Genomic DNA, 18,858 nt, shown 5'->3' on the forward strand with positions numbered 1-18,858 from the left:
TACGCACCACGATCATTGAGGCGTCGGGCACGACCAGCCTGGTGCAGGCCGGCACGAATTTTCTTCTCAATCCGACTGGCGGTGGTAGCGGGCCGACGCTGAAGTACAATGGTGTGGCCTATGTTGCGGGGCAGTTCATCAATTGGACGCCGACCGCAGTGGAGGCGACCCCCGGCGGCTATGACGTCGCCTGGAAGAACACGTCGACCGGCGCCTACACGGTGTGGACTGTCGACAGCAACGGCAACTTCACCTCCAACCTTCTGAACAACGTTTCAGGCACGAGTGCAGCCTTCGAGTCCATCGAGACGCTGTTTCAGCAGGATCTCAACGGCGATGGCGTGATCAATACATCATCAACAGTGCTCGACATCTCCGGAAAGATCGTGCTGACGTTGCCAAATCTGAACCAGCCGGTGGCGCTCGAACCAGGAGCGACGCTTGAACTGACTGGTGCGGCTTCCGGTTCCGTCACATTCAAGGGCGTGACTGGGACTCTCATTCTCGATCACCCCACGCAATTTGTCGGCACGATTTACGGCCTTTCCGGCAACGGTAGTCCGTCCAGTTCGGACATCCTCGATCTCAAGGACATCTCGTTCGGATCAGGCACGAAGGTCACCTATTCCGGCGACACGTCGGGCGGAATACTTACCGTCGCGGACGCGCAGAACCATACGGCGCAGATCAAGCTGGTCGGCGACTACACCCATTCGACGTTCAATCTGTCGAGCGACGGAAGTGGAGGCACTCTGGTCATCGACCCGCCCGTCGATCAGTTCAATTTTTCCTTTGCGAAGGCCTCAACGTCGCCTCCGATGGCAATTCGTGCTGCACCAGTTACTGGCGATGCCTTCATCTTCACCGGGACCGCCGTCGATGGCCCGTTTCAGCCCTCGATCTGGGCCGAACATGCACAGGATCAACACCTACCGACAGTAAACCAAATCCCACCCAACCTCGATCGTGCTCTTGAGCAGAGGGCGCCTCATATCGAGCTCACATCTCATATCGACCCCACCGATCTTCACGGCTTCCTCCTGCATGCTTAGGGGCCCCTAGCAACTCTCGCTTTGGAGCTGCGACCAGCGTAAAAGCTGTCCCTTGTTTGACGGATTATTTCATACCGGGGGTAAAATGCTTCGAGGAATTATCGCCGCGCTCTTGGTCCAGGCCTTGGCGTGTTCTGCAGCGCTTGCCGGGGGCACGTGTATCCTGCATCCTCAACCCTTTAGATTGAGGTCCGACACCATTCGCTGGTCGATCAAGATAAAATCCGGCGAGCAATGCATCCAGGGCCTGCGCTGGTCGACGCTCATGATCGACAAGGTCTCGATCGTCGAACCGCCAAAAGTCGGACGTCTCATCCTGGAGGGACCGTCTTTCCGCTATTTCGCGGATTCTGCTGGCGGTTCGGATTATTTCAAGATCGAGATCAGCGGGACCTCCCTGCACATCGACGGAGCCTCCTCCCTTGAGGTGGATGTCAACCGGCAGTGAGCTCCTTGAAATTGCAAGCTGGCGGACGCGCTGCCGCAACGCGCCCGTCCGCGAACCGAAACGCCGCCGCCTAGCGAGGGACATTCGTTCGATTGCTGTTCAGATTTGGATTAGCCGAAGCGGCCGGCGGAACACCCTGCCCAATCGGATTCCGGAAAGGATTGTTACTGGGCTGAGTGGCGACCGGCGCGCGTGAACCGGTAGTGTAGCCCTGCGATCGGACCGTCGTATTCCTTTGCTGGGTGTTTTGGGCCAAGGTCGGAGCGGCGAGCGTGGAAACCAATGCCGCGACGAGCAAACACTTCAGGATATTCATAATGATCTCCATCCGGTGGAGTTTGCGCTTCAACTGGACTTAGGCCTTCGCTGCTCCCTTGAGAAGAGCTCAAGGTTTCCTGCACGCAGAATAAAAGGTGCCGTTCGTGGCGACCACCCGCTCGATGCATTGCCTCGGGTCGACAATGTCTCCGTCCACTCTAAAATAGTAGGCCTGATTTTTCAGGATCAGCACATAGCGGCCGGCCGGCAGTTCCAGCGCAGGATCCTCGCTGTGAAGCTCATACATCTCCGGGCTGTCGGGCAAAGGAGACACCCGGAAGGGGTAGGAGAAGTTGCGGATCACCCAGGCGTCGTCGCTGTCGCCCAGCTTTTTGCCCGTCGCCTCTGCCGAGAATTCGCGGGCTATCTTGGCGACTACGCGCACTTCGGCTCGCTCCAAGCCATTGTTCAGGGAATCCCGGCGGAACACGATGAATTTTGGATGGCCATTCGGCAGGCCGGCCTGATCGGGAGCCTCGAACGCAGCCGAGATGGCGACGCGGACATCCGGTGGCCTCCCAGGCAACAGTGTCAGTTCAGCGAGCGACTGGTCGTTGACCACGGCATAGACGCCGTAGTCGGTCGGTCGAAGGGGAGAACGCTGCGGCGTGCTTGCGGTGGGCTGGGTGGTCGCAGGGGCCACCGGTGCGGGTGGTGTGGCAACGGCTGTCCGTCCGTCGCGCGAGAAGTACCTTCCAAGCGAAGCGAGCCGCTCCCGTTGCTGCGCGGCGACCACACCCGCACCGGCAAAAAGCAGCAGTATGGCTGCTCGCCTTGTGATGGACCAGAAGCGGTAGCGAGCTCTAAGGGGGCCGCGGCCAATCCCAATGTTCGTGCTTGCGGCTGCCGGCGGCAGTTCCCGAATCGGCGGTTGGCGAGCAGCTGCCAGGCCCGAGCCCGGCAGTTGTGGCACCGACGGCGGCGGGATGCTGACCTGCTGCTGCGAGAATTCCTCGACCCCGCGGATCGCGGTTTCCAGGGCCTGCTTTGATCGGCGAATATCTTGGGCATCCGCGTGGGTGAACTGCTCGTCGAGCTTGTAGCGGGCGAGATCATAGACGACCTGGCGCATGTGCTCGGGATGGTTCTGCACCGTCTCGAGCATGCGCGAAATCACGAGGGCGAATTGAACCTCTGCGGAGGCAGGCTCCGCTCCGTCCTCACCGGTTGTGCTCAAATCGCGCGAACTCATCCCTGCCAAAGTCCCTCAGTCAGGCCGGAAAGTCTTGTCTCTTCAATGGCTAGCCTTGAATACCAGCCTTATCGCCGCGGTGCTATAGCGATGCTCAATCGCGGGTTCTGCCTGGTCAGAATTCGCGGCTCCAAAGACCACTTGATCGGCGACCTCATGCCGGCTTCGATGTTTCGGTGCGACTACGGCGCAAGTAATTTTCGCGTTCCAATTGCTCCAAAAGAAACTAGGATAGTTGAACTGCGCGTCAATCCAGTGTGAGACTATGCTTTTTAGATTGCGACCCGAAACTGCTGTACTGTGCCTCGTCGCTCTCCTTGTGGTCTCGGCGACGGATCCCGCATCGGCCGTTACCGCCGAAGTGGCAAGAAAGTGCAGTGCGCTCATGGCCAAGCAGTTTCCCCCTCGAGAGCCCGGCAATCCTGCTGCAGGTAGCGCGAAGGGAACTGGCCGCGACCAACAGGTATTCTTCAACAAATGCGTTGCGAACGGGGGCAAGGCGGACGACAGCGGCGGCAAGTAGAGGGCAAATCGTATTCGTGATGCCTTGCTAGGGAACTGCTCGCGATACGCGGTCGGCGCTCGCGTCGCGCGATGGCATTCCACCGCGCGCTTGCTTTGGGTTTGCAGTCCCATTGGATTGATGCGTTCCACCCTGGTACGTTAGGCGGAGCGCTAACGTTCCGAGAGAGACGGACAGCCATTCAAGAGTTCTGAAGAAGAGATGCATTGGAGTGCCCGAAGTTCTTCTATCAAAGATTGTATTTCTTAACGTTGCGTCGGGCCCCAAGGTTCCTGACTCGTTGGGTTTGATGATCAGAGCGGGAGCATCGGTTGACGAACGACGGGTTGTTCGAGGAAGCGCCACCCCGGGTTTGATGCCCGTCTTCCGAATCATTGCGGTTCCGCCAGCCAGGGTGAGGTTACGTGCGCGCGGGCGATCTGCAACTCCAAATGTTCATCTGATGGCATAATTTTATATCATGTGCTCGATTCACCGACATATCTCGGATCGATGACGATTTTGTCTCGCGGTGGAAAGTTGCCACGTCTGGCGAGCGCGTGGCCGTGAGCAAGCTCCAGGCAGCCGTCTTGGCTCGCGCGATCCCCAGCTGAAAGCTTTTCGAAGGCGCGAAGTTGCTCGGCTGGCAGAGTTGGATGAGCGAGGAGACATCGTCCTCGTATCCGTGGATGGACGGACAAGAAAGGCCGGCGGTTCGCTGGTTCGGGTCGGCGGTAGATAGGGCTCGTAGTTGAGGTATTCCGCGCGACGCCCCTGCGAAAGCGCTGCCCGCGTCGCGTATCCCATTCCAAAAGAGAGCGCGGCAGTCGACAACAGGATCATCAGGCCAAGCACGCGCCACTCCGCAAAATTGGTTTTTCGTCAACTGCCTAACTGGAGTATTTGACGCAAGTTTTATGCCGGCAAAGCGCTATTAGAGCACTGTCGTCTCCGTGCCGCCTGATTGGGGTTTCGCCGTCGTGTGTCTCGTTTTGCGGGAAGAAAGCGGCTGCTGTCGGGTGGCTACCTTGGCCGATGCTACGAACTCATCCACGGGCTTGGCTAACCGACTTCCAGGCCTGTCGGCCGGACCACCTGCAAAACGCATTCACAAATTCCCGCCTGCCAAGGCTCGCTTACCTGGAACTCGCTTCTCGTTCGAAACGCGGCCGCATATAGCAGCGCCACCATGCTGGCTGATCGGCCGCCGTTTATGGGAGGGTCCCCGATTTCTGCGCGACAAAGAACTGTCGGTAGGGGCTGTAATCGACACCGGGCAATTTCGGCAGAAGATCGGGCTGCTTCGGATTAATTGGGCGGTCCGGTTCGACCATGTCGGTCGGCAGATCAACCAACGAGTTGATGACGCCATTCATGGAAAACACGACGCTCGTTATCGGGATGACCCATGGAGCCGCCATGAGATGCCAATTAACGTCTGCGCGTTTGTCGTTGGTGTGTAGTGTAGCCTCCCACGGTATCAGTCCGTGTGCCTTCGTAAGCCGGGACTGCAGATCGATCTTGAAGGCGTGCCAGCGGAGAGTGCCGGCGACATCAGCGACGGTTTGCGCCCCGCATAGCGCAATGATGATGAAAGCGGTCGTGGGCTGCATCCAAGCTCGGATGCGAAATCGTAGCATCAAAACCATCACCATTCCCAGCGCGGCACTCACGAACACCGGGTGATAACGCGCCTGCAACTGCGCGAGCGGTGCAAACGTTCTCTCGATTACCAGAGTGGCTGTCGCTGCCGTGAACGCAAATAGCACCCAGGCAATGACGATAGTCCATGTGAAAACCTTTGCAGCGCCACGGGGCGCGGTGGCGTTGACAATCGATGTAGTTGCGAGCGCCAGCAATGCGGACATTCCGGTCACTAGCGGTGCATTCAGATGACCATCCACGTATAGGAATTCGAATTTTACCAGAGCTTGTGCGATGTCATCGCGATCCTCGGGAAATTGCGGATACAGTATCCAGCTTATCTCGTAGATTATGACGGCCGCAATCAAGATGGCGCTGAGAGCAAGAAAAACGCGCTCTTGCACGTCGTTCGAGAGCCGCATTCTCATCGAACAGGCTAGGAGCAGTACTAACATCACCGGGAAGCAGCCTTCGTGCAATCGGAATGCTGGAATGAACAACAGCAGGAACAGCAATTGCGAAGCGATGTGGTGCGTGCGGAAGACAAGTAGGAAAAGCAAAATCCAGAAATAGCTGGCTGCAGGAGCGGCTTCTCCAATCGCATGTATCGAGGTCGGCGCGCCTCCGACCAACAAGTAGGTGAGCGGAAATAGGGTCCAAACCTTCCGATCGGGGGGAGCGACGAGCCAGCACAATGCGCAGAGCACGGTCGGTAGTATTAGCAAAGTGAACGAAAATACTTGCCCGAGTTGAAATAGCGACATCTCGGTGAATTTAGACAAAAGGACAACAGGAGTTTGCCTCAGTGCCTCAATGGTGGCGCGTGCCGGGCCCGGAACAAAAAACTCTTTGATATCAGCTATCTTGATTAAATAATACACGCCGTCATGATAGAGGCCCCGAGCATCTATCGAGGCATAGAGGCTGCAGGCGAGGTTCGCGATGAGCACAAATCCAAACGTCAGCCGCAAAATGCGTGCGTCTCGAGTCGGCACCCGATCGTCAATTATGGTCCCCATCATCCGACGATCGATCGCCCCCGCTCTGCCTATCGAGCGTTTACTTGATAAATGCAGGAAATGGCAACCCGAGATGAACCAGTTTCGCAGCCCTCTGTCGATGAACTAGCCCCACGGTTGCTGCGTCAAAACGCCATCAAACGAACCTGAATGCCGATCCGAGGGTACAACTGCGCGATCCGGACATCTGCCCCATTGTCGTTGCTCGTGAAGAAATCGCGCGCTTGAAACTCGTGGTTGGCTCACCAGCGAGTCCCGCGCGAGGACGAAGCTCACAACCGTCGCCGCTGGCCAACGCCTCCTGAATTCATCCTATTGGGACCCGTGACGCGGTCGGGGGCGCGGGCACTGGAGTTCCGTGCAACGGATGTGGAGCACGAGCTTCATATGCGAGTCCGACTAACGTCAGTAGCTGAGGCGCGTGTGCCCCCTCGACGCCTCAAGGCTTGCTCTCCGGAGATATTGAGTACGCTTCGAGCCAGGCGCCACCTCTAGCCGCGGGCAGTTGAGTCGCGATATAAAGAACATCGTTCAATAGAAGTGGTTTGACGTATGGCATTGGAGTGCCGGCAGTCTTAGCGCGAGCCAAAATCGTACCGTCTCTTAGCCTCACACCAATGATGAGGCCCTCCGGATTGCGATCAGCAACCCAGACAATCGACTCTCCCCGATAATCCGCAATCAACGCTCTCGTGGGTGCGCCGCGGAACATTTTCACCGCCTCGTGGCTATGCCTCGTCGGCGCATTCCAAAAGTGCTCAAGCCTCGGCGTTTCGTCCGTCTCGACGACTTTGAACGCAACCAATCCAGCGGGATGTGTTTCGTCCGCCATAAATGTCGCCACGACAACTACTGGCGTTCCGTCAATCCATCCGAGCACGGGTTGAGTTGCTATAGACCCCTCGAATACTGCTTGGCACGGATCGGAAACCGCTCCGCACAAATCGACGGCCCGCTTTCGATCGTAGAGGATTCCCATTCGGTTTGCATCCAACAGATAGACTCCGCCTTCCTTGCCTGCCGTGACATAGACCGCAGTGCCCGAGGGCAATTGGATCCTAATCGGTGCGTTAGCACCGAAGTCCCAGTCGCTCACCGCCAGACATTCGAGAAATGATTTTTCGTTGCAGCGGCCACCTTCTGGATCCAGTGGAAGATCTTCTGGAAGCAATCGCGGGACGAACAAGTTGTCGCAGGTTTCAAGACATTCTTTGGACGGATCTTGGGGATTAGTCCGGGCACAAATGGCCGCACTGCAGGCGGGTACAAATGCTAATCCCTTCCTCATACGCATGAGACTCTGGGCATAGCTCCCTCGAGCAAGATCCAATCGGCCATTGCCTGTTTGGACTAGAATTTCATACCCCTTTTGATCAAAGTAAATTTGGGGGCCGGCCGCTGACCATATTCCGCCTCCGCAAATTCTTTGCGTTTCTCCCGCGCCTAAACAGTCCGCCTCCGGCGTAGTTACTAGTTCGGAGCGGATTGCAGCGGAGCTCCCTGATTTCCAAGCATCGAGATCTAGTTCAAATAACCATCCGTGCCACGGGCCTTCTTCTCGTGATCCGCCGAATCCAACATAGACAATCCCAAGCTCGTCAGCTCGCTCTGCAACATGGACGAGATCGGCGTGTGAGATCTGCCACTTCGGGGTGAATCTAATTACCCCCCCTCCCTGTATTTCGTGCTTTTCGGCACTGAAATCGATTGGTGGAAAATCCGAATCTAGTTTACCTAAATTGAGATCCAATACGGCAGCCCGATAGAGTATTTGAATCAGCTCGCTGCCTTCTTTTTTGTTGATCGAGTAAACGATCACAAGTTTGTCGCCAACACGCACTGGCGTGGCCCCAACCTCGACTACATTACCCCTCGGCGCTGGCAGGCGCATGGCCCAGAGAACCTTACTTGTGATTGGATCGATGCTGGCAACGATTCCATTCGCTGCCGCTAAAACAATGAAGGATTTTCCATTGAGTTCAATCGGCAGCGGTGAAGGACGGAGATCCCAACTGAATATCGGGACAGCGGTGACATCCGTTGGGAATAACCTTGTGAGACGGATTGCGACATCACCAGCGTGGAAGGTTTGCTCCGTCGCGTTATTGTCGCGATAGGTTGAGGTCTCAAGCTGGATGCGATTGAGCCATTTCCGGAATCCGGCGCCAGCGAGTCCAATGACGCCTGCAAGCACTACTGTGAAAAGCAAGTGTCTACGATACACAGCGTCTGTTCCTCATCATGGTCCCACGATCAGTTGTCGTTGAGTGGTCCTCGGGAATGAATGTCCGACCGGGCGGTCCGAGTGCATGTTGTTCATGATTAGTCGTCGATGCTACCGGTGGATTGCTCGCGACTCGATGATGAAAGTCTTCGACCTGCGCACCATATAGATGCCATGGCCATTCGGCCAAGTGGATAAATTCAAGCGTGCGATCGACGCTTCATCGACATATCCCTGGTCGATGAATCTGGCCCGTTGTTGAACGTCCCCAGGTCGCGAGCACATGGTAGCGCGGAAGCTCCGGGAAGGCAGTCTTGGCCCGCGTGACTCCGGAGCCGGAAGCTTTTCGGAGGGGCGATGGTGGATTCGGATGTGTGTGACGGTGGAGTTTTCGTATCCGTGGATGGACGGACGAAAAAGGCCCGCGGTTCACCCGCTCGAGCGGCCTCAGTTCATATTTGAGGTGCTCCGCGCGACGCTTCTTTATGCCGGCTTAGGCGGTAACCGCCTTCGCCCACTGCCCCTATATCACGTTCTGTGAAAAGACGACGGCAGCTACGGACGGCTATCAGGAAACGTCCCCCTGCGCTGAGCCCGGACATGCTTCAATGATGGCAAAAGATCGTCACGCCTGCCTTGATTGCGTCGGCAGCGCCGGGCTCAAAGCCTTGGCGCCTCGAGGTCCGTTTCAATAATCCGTCGCGAGCACAAGGACCTGACTTCCAGCGAGGAAGTGTGGCTCAAAATTGTCCGTTGCTGCGCCCGGTTCTTTCGGAGGAGGTGGCTCCGGGACGTTGCCGTCCTTCGCCATGCAATCCCTGAAATAATTGTTGCGATCTCCGCTCATGCGCACCGACCCGGGGCGCTGGTAGGGATAGAGCAGATAGGAATAGCGGACGCATTTCTTGGCAGTCTCGGCGCTGGGCCCGGCCGCCGCCGGGCTCAATCCGGCGGCGACGATCTGAACCATGACGCAGGTGACAGCAGTGGCAAGCCAGGGAAATGTTTGCATAGAAATTTGCCAAATTGATCTTGCCTCCAGCTCCTAGCCGATCTCCGCTCAAAAAGAAACGGTGCACCGCTGATGCCAAGCGGGCAACCGTTACCGCATCGCGACCGGGTGCCGGATACCTTGGATCCGCTCATTCAAGGTGCGAAAATTCTAGCTGGGTGGACAAAAGTCAGCCTGCCTCGATCGCGCGTTCGGCGATGCCAGTGGAGTGCTCGTTCCGTGATGCGGCTCGGATTTGGGCCATCACCCCGCACGGGATCTTCGAGACGCAGCCGGTGTATTCGCGTTCGTAAGCGGGCGTATGAGAAAGGCCGGCGGTTGGCTCACGCGCGTGGGCTTCAGGTAAGGCTCATATTGTCGATATCGTTCACGCCGTTTGCGGGAGATTGCCGCGCGCGTGGCGTAGCCGGCAGCGAAAGACACCACGGCCGTCGACAACAGGAGTACAAGACCCCAATCGCTTCGTGGATATCGATCAAATCCAAACGGCTAAGCAAGTTTCGCTCGAGCGTCCGAGAGATTGAGAACGACCGTGCCGAAGCCCTGATTATTTCTTAAGCAATTGAGAGGGCGGCGCTGTTCGGTCCGCCCAAAATGCAGCAACCTCGACGGGAGGTTCGCAATACCGACTGATCTTAATGACCATCACGCGGTAAAGTACGGCGAATTGGAGCCTGAATCGCGGAGTTGAGCACGTCCGGCGGCGAGCGCCCTAACGAGCAATTTACCAAGAGAATCGGGTAGCTCGTCGTCCTTACCGATGATTCAACATCCGCTCCCCATTCTCGACCGTAGACGGGAAGGGGACCAGCCAATGTCACGTCAATCCATCCGCGCATCTATTGCAGCAACGCTGACTCTTCTCGCGTCAGCCACAGCCGCCCGCGCCACGCCCAATTGCCTGCGCGACATCAAGCCCTACAAGCTTGCTGGCGATACCATTGAATGGTCGATGACCATTGTGCCAGGGGCCGATTGCATCCAGGGGCTGCGCTGGTCGACGATGCAGATCTACAAGGTTGAAGTAAGCGAGAAGCCGAAGAGCGGTGAGATCGTCCTGGTTGGCCCCGGGTTCCGCTATTTCGCAAAGCCGGACTTTTCGGGCACCGACAAGTTCATCCTCACGGTGGTGGGCAAGAACCGGCATGACGAAGGCTCCTCGACGGTTGAGATTACGGTGTCCCGGTCGAGCCCTCCGCTGCTCGTCAGCGCCGTCAATCATCCGGAGTAAGGTCTATCCGCACAAGTCAAACCCACCCTCCAGCCGCCTGCGGTTCATCTCGGGAGAATGTCAGAGAATAGGCTTCCTTGCGCTCCCCGGGCACCAGTGGCCAGTTGAACGCCGGATGACCGCCGAGCGAGGCCGGCAGCGTCGCCTCTCCCGTGTTGAGGATCTGAAACCGGACGTCCAGGCCAGCCTGATCGAGCCTGTAGGTCACGACCAGCCGAAACGCAAAAGGATAGATCGCCCGCGTCTCGGCATCGTCGCCGAGTGCAGGGACGCATTGGGTCGCACTTCGCTCGAGCCAGACAAACCGCCGGTCGCGCGCAAAGCCATGCTGCGTCATCCGGTACGCCTTGCCGCGGTGCCGCAGCTCGTCGTTCTTCAGACGGCCGACGATGGGAAACTACAGCGGCGAATGGCGGGGCCATTCCGCACCCGCCTGCCAAATGAATTCGAGGCCCGTCTTGTGCTTCAGTGAACACAATTCGGCGCCCTGCGCCTTGATGGTCGCGCTTAAGGCGCCACTTCGCAGGGAGTGGGTGTCTTCTGTCATCTTTCTCATCTACGTCGTCAATCTGCTATCGCAAGTAACAGGCTGATGCCTTGGGCCGGACATCTGCTACGATGCAAGCCTCGGGCGATCCACTTGGTCGAATTCCCTTCTTTCAGGCAGTTTATCAGCCTATCAAGCCAGGTAGGCGCAAGTGAACTGCCTAATTGAAGTGTGACAGCAGGGAATTCATTTCCAGCAACAATAACGAAGACCTGCCGTCAGCTGAGACGGAAAACTTCTTGGAGACGTGCGACAGCAAGAACCAGTCGCTCACTCTGCCCCCATCGAGATTGGTTCACATTCCTCGTCAGTTAGGCGAGAGGAGCTTCCTGATCGCACGAAATGACGGCTCCATCGCGCCTTTCTTGCGAAACACCTCGTCCGAGTTACAACGCATGGTCTTGATCGGCATCGAGCTAGCCATTAGGACCGACATAGCAAACAGCTTTCATGAGGCGGCGGCATGGATGATCTTTGGCCCAGAATTATCGAGACCAGGCGGGCCAGCGTTTCGCCTTGGATGGAGGTGATTAGCCGGGACGTCCAGCTATCGTCCAACGCAGCCGTCGAAACCTACTACGCGATTGGTCAGCCGGACTATCTCGTGGCACTCGCCGTCACGCCGGATTCGCGCATCTTGCTGGTTCGTCAGTATCGTCCGGCAATCGAGCGGTTTTCACTAGAACTACCCGCAGGACTATGCGAACCGAACGAGGATCCATTCACGGCAATCGCCAGAGAGCTGTTGGAGGAAACTGGCTATTTGACAAGTAGCATCGAGCTTATTGGCAGGACAGCTACCTGCGCTAGCCGGATCACAAACTCGATGTATTCGTTTTTCATACGAACGAGTGAGCGCCGGCCCGACTTCGTCGAGGAGCCCGGCGTTTCCGTAAGTTCGGCGTTACCAGAGGAGCTTCGCCAATTGCTTCTGGCCGGAGACTTTTGCGAGCAGACGCATGTGGGCGTGCTGGCTCTGGCTGCAGCCAGAAGATTGATCAGTCTCTGACCGATGCGGATCTAGAATTTCGACAGACGCCACGGGCGAGAGATCGGCACGGCTATTGCGCGGCGACCGGACGGCTCGACAGATAGTCCTCATAGGCGCGCCTTACGCCCTCGGCCAGCGGGGTCAGCGCGCTCCAGCCGAGCTCCGTCAGCCGGCTGACGTCGAGCAGCTTGCGCGGCGTGCCGTCGGGGCGCGAAGTGTCGAAGGTGATGGCGCCGCGATAGCCGACGATGTCGGCGACGACGTGGGCGAACTCGGCGATCGCAATGTCCTGCCCCGTGCCGATGTTGATCAGCTCCGCGGCCGAATAGGTCTTCATGAGGTGGACGCAGGCATCCGCCATGTCGTCGACATAGAGGAACTCGCGCCGCGGCGTGCCGGTGCCCCAGACGGCGACGCTCGCCGCACCCGAGCGCTTCGCCTCGTGAAAGCGGCGGATCAGGGCGGCGACGACGTGGCTGTATTCGGGATGGTAGTTGTCGCCAGGACCGTAGAGATTGGTCGGCATCACACTGATGAAATCGCTGCCATACTGGCTGCGATAGGCCTCCGCCATCTTGATGCCCGCGATCTTGGCGATCGCATAGGGCTCGTTGGTCGGCTCGAGCGGTCCGGTCAGCACTAAATCCTCGCGCAGGGGCTGCGGCGCAAGTTTTGGATAGATACAGGACGAGCCCAGGAACATCAGCTTCTCAGCGCCGGTCTGGTGCGCGGCGTGGATAACATTAGTGGCGATCGCGATGTTGTCGTAGATGAACTCGGCGCGCAGGGTGTCGTTGGCGACGATGCCGCCGACCTTGGCGGCGGCGAGAAAGACGACTTGTGGCCGATTATGGGCGAACCAGTTGAACACGGCGGCCTGATTGCAGAGGTCGACCTCACTGCGACTGGCCGTGAGCAGCCTGACGTCCTCTTGCGCAAGCCGGCGCAAAAGCGCGCTGCCCACCATGCCGCGATGGCCGGCGACGTAGACGCTCTTGCCCTTCAGCTCAAACTCTACGCTTGCCATCGGTGGCTTCCCGTTTGGCTTCGGCCAGATCGCTCGCCACCATCTCCTGCACGAGCTGCGCGAAACTGCGCTTCGGCTTCCAGCCGAGCTGCGCGCGCGCCTTGCTCGCATCGCCGACGAGGAGATCGACCTCGGTGGGACGGAAATAAGTGGGATCAATCTTCACCACCGTCTTGCCGCTCTTCACATCGACGCCGGTCTCATCGACGCCCTTGCCGCGCCATTCGATCCGGCGGCCAACCTCGGCAAAGGCGAGCTCGACCATCTCGCGAACCGAGCGGGTCTCGCCGGTTGCCAACACGAAATCGTCGGGCTTGTCGGCCTGGAGGATCAGGTGCATGCCCTCGATATAATCCCTGGCATGGCCCCAGTCGCGCTTGGCCTCGAGATTGCCGAGATAGAGCACCTCTTCCAGGCCGAGCTCGATGCGGGCGACACCACGGGTGATCTTGCGGGTGACAAAGGTCTCGCCGCGGATTGGACTCTCGTGATTGAACAGGATGCCATTACTTGCAAACATCCCGTAGGCCTCGCGGTAGTTCACCGTGATCCAATAGCCGTAGAGCTTGGCGACACCGTAAGGCGAGCGCGGATAGAACGGGGTCGTCTCCTTCTGCGGAATATCCTGCACCAGGCCATAGAGCTCCGAGGTCGAGGCCTGGTAGAAGCGCGTCTCCTTCTCCATGCCGAGGATGCGGATGGCCTCCAGGAGACGCAGCACGCCGATCGCGTCGGCGTTCGCCGTGTATTCCGGGCTCTCGAAACTGACGCCCACGTGGCTCTGGGCGGCCAGATTGTAGATCTCGGTCGGCCTGATCTGCTGCACCAAGCGAATCAGGTTGGTCGAGTCGGTCATGTCGCCGTAATGCATCAGGAACGGCACGTCGCCGACATGCGGATCCTGATAGAGATGATCGACGCGCGCGGTGTTGAAGGAGGACGAGCGCCGCTTGATGCCGTGCACGATATAGCCGAGCGACAGCAGATATTCGGCGAGATAGGCGCCGTCCTGGCCGGTCACGCCGGTGATCAGAGCGATGCGTTCAGTCATGCGAAACCTTGTTCCCAATCAATCGGCAGGAGCTTCGTGGCCCGGCGGGCTTATGCTGACGCCCTAGAAAGCCGTCCCCGACCGGTCTTTCTTGGCCGCATCGGTCGACCAGGTCAACCCCGGGAACAGAGGTGTGCGCGGGCAAGCCTCGCGAAGCCGCGCGCACCCTATCCGCACGCGCAGGCAGCTTGTTAGGCGCCCCGGCGCCAAGCCCGGTCAACAACCGCGTACTCCCGCTCACTGAGGCCCTTTTCATCGACGACGCGATCATCTTCGATTGCCTCGAGAGCCCATCCGTTCGCTACGCGGGGAGTGCGCCCTGGGTGGAGGTGTACTGGTCCGGCTTCCGCGAGCTTGGCATCTGGTCAAAACCGTCCGGGGCGCCATTCCTTTGCATCGAGCCCTGGCGCGGTTATGCGAGCCCCCAGGGCTTTGACGGTGAATTTGCGAGCAAACCCGGCATGATGCATATCGCGCCTGGTGCTGAGGAGATGTTGTCGTTTCGGATTGCGGTTGGGCGAGGGACCTCAATCTGATCTCATCGCCGCTGACGCATTGGTGCAGCGAAGCGCTGGTTCCTGATCTCGCGCAGGAGCAACATGCGCTTGGTTTGTGCGGCGTTGAGCAGGCCTTCGAACAGGACCAAAACCTCGCGCGCCTGGACGTAGACCTCGGTGGTGATGGCGTGTTGATCGAAGCCATAGGCTGCGAGGCGGGCGTCGATTTCAGTCGTCGCCATTGGATCGATGCGCCAGCTCAGGGCATTTTGCAGCGTGTAGTGCTCGGCCTGGTCGTCGAAGTCGGGATCGGTCCCGACCATGTCGATGCGCCGTAGGGCCGCCTCAATCGCCTTTTGGCGATAGATCTCCAGAACCTTGTGCCGCAGCACCCGGTAGCGCTGGATCTCCCAGGAGAGTTCAGCGACATCGATCGCGAGTAGCCACTCAACGGCGGATCGGGGCGCAAGGTCAGCGAAGATCGCCTGCTTCAGCGCCAGGTAGTGTTCAAGCTTTTCGCCCGGGAGCAGCAGCGGCGGCGGTGCCAACACTTCAAATTCTGACGGCAGCACGGTCGCGACCAGCTGATGTGCCGTTGGGCAGGGACCGTTCATGGTGATGAGGCCTCCGACTCCAGGTTTGCGGCAAGAGCCGCGGTGTGGATGGCGGCATTGGATGCGCCGAGGACGGGGCTCGCCGCCCACAGCTCCTGCGCCACCGGCAGCGGTGCGATCTGCAGGTTCGCCCACCACGCCCGCTCATTGCCATGCTGGTGCAGCTCCTGGTGATGGGTGCGGCACAACGGCACCGTGAACTCGTCGCTGACCTTCTGGCCCAGGGCGCGCGGCTGCGCGAATTTGAGGTGGTGCGCATCGCACGGGGTTCGCCGGCAGACCAGGCAGGGTTGGTCGCGGACGAACAGCAGGTGCGCCTTGCTGCGCTTGCGGGGCGGCTCCTTGGGATGGGCGAGCCCGGGCGCTGTTGGCGACGTGGGCTGCAGCGCCGCCTCGGCAGCAGCTGCCGGGAGCGGCTCTGGTGACGGATTTTGCTCGCCATCAGAGACGGGCGATTGTTGGACGACGCTGGCTGCGGGTCTGGCGGCGCTCTCGAGTTTGGTTCGATAGGCGGCTTCGACCATCCGGGCGTCGGCCTCCAGCAGGGTATTTTTGAGCGGGATGCTGGCCTTGGCCCAGGTGAGCAGGTCCTTTCCCAACGGTAAGGCTGCGAGCTGGCTCAAGAGCTGCTCCCGCAGCTCGGCGGATTGCGGCGGCCCCAGCACCGGCGCGCGGTTGAGAACGCCCTTGGCGGGCTTGGCTTTGCCGGGTCCTTGCGGCCCGGCCTCCGGCATGCCTGCCAGCGCATCCGGCGCGTCCAGATCGTCCTCGCCGGCAATCCCGACCAGGGCAAACAGGGCATAGCGCCTTGCATAGGTCAGCGCCGCCCCCATCCGGTGCGGCGCCTCGACATCTCTGGTGGCGCACACCGGCCAGTCCGAAGAAATCCACTCGCCCGAGGAGTGGGCGAGCAGGGTGGTGAGGTGGATCTGTCCGGTTGCCGCCTCGATCCGGGTGGTCTGGATGGTGGCGATCTCCTGCTGGCTCAGGGTCTTGCGCACGATATCAAGGCCCGAGGCCAGCGAGGCGTAGCGGAAGGTCCGATCGTCATCGCGCAGGAACGGCGAACGGATCATCGCGGTCAGGGTCTTTTCCGGATTGGTCAATTCGGCCTGCGCGCGGGCCAGCGCCGCTGCGATCGCACCGATATGCTCACTGGCCTGGTGCATGGACGCTCTCCATCTCAACCGGATCAAAGCTGACCGCGCCGGCTTTCGAGCGCTTGGCGCGAATGCCGTGGCCAAAGGCCTCCTTGGCGTCCTCAGGCATCAGCTTCTTGAGCTCGGCCTTGGCCTGCTCATGGTCGCCATAGGCCGCGCGGGTGCGCAGGTAGGTTGCCGCGCACTCGGCCCACAGATTGGACGCGGTCATGTCGATGACCTTGACGGCGGCTAGGCGCGGCCGCGGCGCCTCGATGCCGAACAGCAGCGGCGGCTCGCCGCTCTGCACGCAGCGCCAGAACTTCTTTTCCGCGGTCAGCAACAGGTGCTGGTAGAGCGGATCGGCATGCACGGTGATCTCGATCCATTTGCCGCCGCCGGTGATGATCGAGAGCACGGCCGAGCGCGCCGCGACCACCCACATGTTATGTTGCAGCTGCGCCATGTGCTTTTCGGCGGCGGCCTCTTCGGTGAAGCCCCAAGGCAGCATGAATTTGGCTTCGAACACCGCCCCGGTCTCTGCGACGACGCCGTCGAGCGTTGCGGCCATCCAGCCATGCACCGGATGACGAACGCGCTTTTGGACGTCCTGGATGGTCTGGCCGGACGCGTTCTGATACCAGTTCCGGTTGAGCTCCTCCGTGACAATCCCGAGCTGAACGATCAGGTTCTGCGCAAAATCTTGCGGCGCGATCTCGCCGCGCTTTTCGCGCCACAGGCGAATGAGATCATCCTGGTCATCGCCCATAATGATGCGGGCATCCGAGCCGCCGATAAAGGCGCGCCGGTCATTGGGGTTGAATTTGACAATGCGATGGGGTGCTACAGCGCCGTGGGTCGAAATCGTATCCACCGGTATCTCCCTGGTCTGACAAACGCGGCCTATCGCCGCACCGCCAAAAGCCCCGCCACCGCGAGGTGAGATACCGGGGCCATCGGTTGCCCCGGTCGAATCAGTAACGCTCCTTTTGCCGCAGAAAGCCAGTCCTTCTGCAGCAAGATTGTTGCTCTTTTGTCATGAAAAGCCTTGATATTTCAAGATGTTGGAGCGAGTTTTGGAGACGAGCGATAGCCGAGGATCGGGGACATGACGTCAATTCGACAAATCGAAGCCAATCGCACCAACGCCAAGCGCAGCACAGGGCCCAATACGGCGGACGGCAAAACCCGGTCCAGCCGAAACGCGTTGCGTCACGGCCTGGCGCGGCGCAGCATCAGTGAGCCTGCGGGGGTAGAGAATTTGGTTGCAGCGATCGGACCTTGCCTAGGGCATCAGATCGCGCCGGAATCCGTGACGCACCTCGCGCGTTGCAAGCTGGAGCTGTTGCGCATTCGCGGCATTCGCATGGAGATGTTGGCTGCGATCTGGGAGTGCCCCGTCCCGGCGCGTCTGCAACAGCTCGCAGGTCTGGAGCGGTATGAGCGAGCCGCCCTAGCGAAACAGAAGCAGGCGCTTCGATCCCTCAGACGCGAGGGCGGCAGGACCAGATTGGCTTCGTTGCGGAATGTCCGGCCTGATGACGGGTCACGATATCAGCCTCGCCGCGAAGCGACGCTCGAACCGGTCGAGGTCACATTGTGCTGAACTTTGGTGACGGCTGCCGCACCCAGGCGACCACATGGATAGACTGGGTGCGGCGGCAGCGGATCAGTGCTGCGGTCTGGTCAAAATTGAGTCCTGTGCCCAAGTGGTGCTATTCGACCCAGCTGACACGATCTGACCGGGATCAATCCGACCGGCGTTACCGGCCAGATGCTGGTTCAGGAGCGCAAAGCCACGGCTTGCCAGGAACGCTGTGGTCGAGCCGTCTGCTTGTGAGGCATCGGCCGGAGTGATTGGTGCTGTTACAGCGTTCAAACCGCCCCTCTCGGCGACGAGGTCCCCGATCCGACTAAACAAAGCAGAACTCTGGCCTGCCATCCCTACGCTTGTGTGGATCGCGGGCGTCGTCATCCCACCATTCGCGATCGAGTCGCGATACTCACTCCACCATCCATGGGCGGGGCCGGTGCCGGTCGAATGATCGGTCACATTAGTCTCTGGCGGCGACGTTGGAGTCGGCGCGGCAGCCGGATGAGTGCCCGCGACTGCGACGACCGTCGTGTGCGACGAAGCAGTAGTCACCGGTGAGGGCTTGGATGTGGATTCGGATGCGGGCGGGTCGCCGAAAGACTTCGAATGATCGGTCACATTAGTCTCTGGCGGCGAGGTTAGAGTCGGCGCGGCGGCCGGATGAGTGCCTGCGACGGCAACGACCGTCGTGTGCGACGAAGCAGTAGTCACCGGTGAGGGCTTGGATGTGGATTCGGATGCGGGCGGGTCGCCGAA

13 protein-coding genes and 2 pseudogenes are annotated in these 18,858 nt (G+C 59.5%); 4 read left to right on the forward strand and 11 right to left on the reverse strand.

Annotated elements, in window-relative coordinates:
* Nucleotides 1-41: 41 nt before the first annotated feature.
* Together Q2941_RS28000 and Q2941_RS28005 are read left to right on the forward strand one after the other, a co-directional pair.
* Nucleotides 42-1,052: a hypothetical protein gene (locus tag Q2941_RS28000; protein ID WP_458194375.1), complete on the forward strand. Its 1,011-nt coding sequence runs from the start codon at nucleotides 42-44 to the stop codon at nucleotides 1,050-1,052.
* Nucleotides 1,053-1,104: 52 nt separating this feature from the next.
* Nucleotides 1,105-1,500, forward strand: a complete 396-nt coding sequence (locus Q2941_RS28005) for a hypothetical protein (RefSeq protein WP_458194376.1) — start codon at nucleotides 1,105-1,107, stop codon at nucleotides 1,498-1,500.
* A 385-nt stretch (nucleotides 1,501-1,885) separates the two neighbouring features.
* Here Q2941_RS28005 and Q2941_RS28010 read toward each other — a convergent pair whose 3' ends face one another.
* The 4 genes from Q2941_RS28010 to Q2941_RS28025 form a co-directional block, all read right to left on the reverse strand.
* On the reverse strand, nucleotides 1,886-2,923 hold the full coding sequence (locus Q2941_RS28010) for a hypothetical protein (protein ID WP_458194377.1): 1,038 nt from the start codon (nucleotides 2,921-2,923) through the stop codon (nucleotides 1,886-1,888).
* Nucleotides 2,924-4,723: 1,800 nt separating this feature from the next.
* Complete coding sequence (locus tag Q2941_RS28015; RefSeq protein WP_458194378.1) at nucleotides 4,724-6,178, reverse strand: hypothetical protein; 1,455 nt, start codon at nucleotides 6,176-6,178, stop codon at nucleotides 4,724-4,726.
* A 436-nt stretch (nucleotides 6,179-6,614) separates the two neighbouring features.
* Complete coding sequence (locus Q2941_RS28020) at nucleotides 6,615-8,399, reverse strand: hypothetical protein (protein WP_458194379.1); 1,785 nt, start codon at nucleotides 8,397-8,399, stop codon at nucleotides 6,615-6,617.
* 688 nt (nucleotides 8,400-9,087) lie between these two features.
* Entirely contained in the window at nucleotides 9,088-9,411 is a 324-nt protein-coding gene (locus Q2941_RS28025; protein ID WP_458194380.1) for a hypothetical protein, read from the reverse strand.
* An 814-nt stretch (nucleotides 9,412-10,225) separates the two neighbouring features.
* On the opposite strand from Q2941_RS28025, the gene Q2941_RS28030 reads away from it, so the two are divergent.
* On the forward strand, nucleotides 10,226-10,642 hold the full coding sequence (locus tag Q2941_RS28030) for a hypothetical protein (protein ID WP_458194381.1): 417 nt from the start codon (nucleotides 10,226-10,228) through the stop codon (nucleotides 10,640-10,642).
* A 40-nt stretch (nucleotides 10,643-10,682) separates the two neighbouring features.
* On the opposite strand, the pseudogene Q2941_RS28035 reads toward Q2941_RS28030, so the two are convergent.
* Nucleotides 10,683-11,189 (reverse strand): annotated as a pseudogene (locus tag Q2941_RS28035) (aldose epimerase family protein); the annotation flags it as partial.
* Between the two features lie 463 nt (nucleotides 11,190-11,652).
* Between Q2941_RS28035 and Q2941_RS28040 the strand changes: the two are divergent.
* Entirely contained in the window at nucleotides 11,653-12,198 is a 546-nt protein-coding gene (locus Q2941_RS28040; protein ID WP_458194382.1) for an NUDIX hydrolase, read from the forward strand.
* Nucleotides 12,199-12,250: 52 nt separating this feature from the next.
* On the opposite strand, the gene fcl is transcribed toward Q2941_RS28040, so the two are convergent.
* The 6 genes and pseudogenes from fcl to Q2941_RS28070 all read right to left on the reverse strand — a co-directional run.
* Nucleotides 12,251-13,207 (reverse strand): GDP-L-fucose synthase, encoded by a 957-nt coding sequence (gene fcl, locus Q2941_RS28045; RefSeq protein ID WP_458194383.1) that lies wholly within the window; start codon nucleotides 13,205-13,207, stop codon nucleotides 12,251-12,253.
* Nucleotides 13,188-14,258, reverse strand: a complete 1,071-nt coding sequence (gene gmd, locus Q2941_RS28050) for a GDP-mannose 4,6-dehydratase (RefSeq protein ID WP_458194384.1) — start codon at nucleotides 14,256-14,258, stop codon at nucleotides 13,188-13,190. Before gmd ends, fcl begins: the two co-directional genes overlap by 20 nt.
* 538 nt (nucleotides 14,259-14,796) lie before the next feature.
* Entirely contained in the window at nucleotides 14,797-15,369 is a 573-nt protein-coding gene (locus Q2941_RS28055) for a hypothetical protein (RefSeq protein ID WP_458194385.1), read from the reverse strand.
* The gene (locus Q2941_RS28060; protein WP_458194386.1) at nucleotides 15,366-16,538 is read right to left on the reverse strand and encodes an ERF family protein; all 1,173 of its coding nucleotides are present in this window, start codon (nucleotides 16,536-16,538) and stop codon (nucleotides 15,366-15,368) included. The genes Q2941_RS28055 and Q2941_RS28060 overlap by 4 nt, the downstream gene beginning before the upstream one ends.
* A complete protein-coding gene (locus Q2941_RS28065) occupies nucleotides 16,522-17,382 on the reverse strand; it encodes a YqaJ viral recombinase family protein (RefSeq protein WP_458194387.1) in 861 nt (286 codons plus the stop codon). The genes Q2941_RS28060 and Q2941_RS28065 overlap by 17 nt, the downstream gene beginning before the upstream one ends.
* A gap of 795 nt (nucleotides 17,383-18,177) precedes the next feature.
* Nucleotides 18,178-18,858: pseudogene (locus Q2941_RS28070) on the reverse strand (hypothetical protein); the annotation flags it as partial.

Source organism: Bradyrhizobium sp. UFLA05-153, assembly GCF_054185185.1.

Excerpts from the sequence above, each read along its gene's own strand:
- Q2941_RS28010 (WP_458194377.1), bottom strand. The coding sequence starts at position 2,923 with ATGCTCGAGACGGTGCAGAACCATCCCGAGCACATGCGCCAGGTCGTC.
- Q2941_RS28015 (WP_458194378.1), bottom strand. The coding sequence starts at position 6,178 with ATGATGGGGACCATAATTGACGATCGGGTGCCGACTCGAGACGCACGC.
- Q2941_RS28025 (WP_458194380.1), bottom strand. The coding sequence starts at position 9,411 with ATGCAAACATTTCCCTGGCTTGCCACTGCTGTCACCTGCGTCATGGTT.
- Q2941_RS28030 (WP_458194381.1), top strand. The coding sequence starts at position 10,226 with ATGTCACGTCAATCCATCCGCGCATCTATTGCAGCAACGCTGACTCTT.
- Q2941_RS28040 (WP_458194382.1), top strand. The coding sequence starts at position 11,653 with ATGGATGATCTTTGGCCCAGAATTATCGAGACCAGGCGGGCCAGCGTT.
- fcl (WP_458194383.1), bottom strand. The coding sequence starts at position 13,207 with ATGGCAAGCGTAGAGTTTGAGCTGAAGGGCAAGAGCGTCTACGTCGCC.
- gmd (WP_458194384.1), bottom strand. The coding sequence starts at position 14,258 with ATGACTGAACGCATCGCTCTGATCACCGGCGTGACCGGCCAGGACGGC.
- Q2941_RS28055 (WP_458194385.1), bottom strand. The coding sequence starts at position 15,369 with ATGAACGGTCCCTGCCCAACGGCACATCAGCTGGTCGCGACCGTGCTG.
- Q2941_RS28060 (WP_458194386.1), bottom strand. The coding sequence starts at position 16,538 with ATGCACCAGGCCAGTGAGCATATCGGTGCGATCGCAGCGGCGCTGGCC.